At 48.6% G+C, this 879-nt stretch carries 1 pseudogene; it reads left to right on the top strand.

The features are described 5' to 3' along the window. Positions 1–879, top strand: a pseudogene (locus tag ACS8FC_RS15875) (DNA repair ATPase); the annotation flags it as partial.

Genomic DNA, 879 nt, shown 5'->3' with positions numbered 1-879 from the left:
GAGTAGTTCGCCCGTCAGTACACAAAGTAATGCCAGTTTTGCGCAGCTACAGTCTTCAATCGGTAAGCTTGGCTTCCAACCCAAATCAGCCTATGAGCTATTAGCCACATGGTTTCATGCCTTACTTGATAAGACTTACGGTAATAGTGAGTCGGATAACGCAGCAGATGATGGCACAAATGAGGCAGGTGAGGCGCTCAGTGAAACGCAGTTGGCTGAACGTCAAGAAAAAGAGGCGCTACGTAAGCAGCAGTTAGAGAGTGGACGTCATTATGTGCCTGAAGCGATTGCTGTTTTACTCACTCAACTGAACGATACGCAGCGTGAAGCTTTGGTACAGCGCCTGATTGATTCAGGTGCGAGTTTCGATAAAGGCGGCGCGCATAAAGGCACAGTTAATGCCGCTTCCACCTTGTCGTTCTCTTCACCTCAAGCGTCATCATCAACGTCACTGACCAGTATCAATAACCCTCTCAATCAAGTGCAAAGCTTTGCGCGTCACACAGGTAAGGTGTCGCTTGAGATACAAGTCAATAATCTACTGGGTGAACATTCGCGTATTCATCAGCAGAGCCTAACCTTTGCGGTTGACGACTTTTTAAACCGTTTGCATCACCATGATACCCAAGTGATCCCTGCCTATCGACGTTACCTCGCCATGCGCTCAGAGATATTACACGCGTCAAAAGAAACCTTGCGACTGGACGAATTTATGCCGCGTCCCTTGTCTTCATTTGTGCGTAACCGTCTGATTAATGAGAGCTACCTGCCACTCATCGGCGATAACCTTGCCAAACAGATGGGCACGGTCGGCGAGGATAAACGGACGGACTTGATGGGTATCCTCATGATGATATCGCCACCAGGGTATGGTAAGAC

The sequence above is a fragment of the Psychrobacter sp. 1Y4 genome, from assembly GCF_051847555.1.
This window is presented reverse-complemented; position numbering and strand designations above follow the sequence as displayed.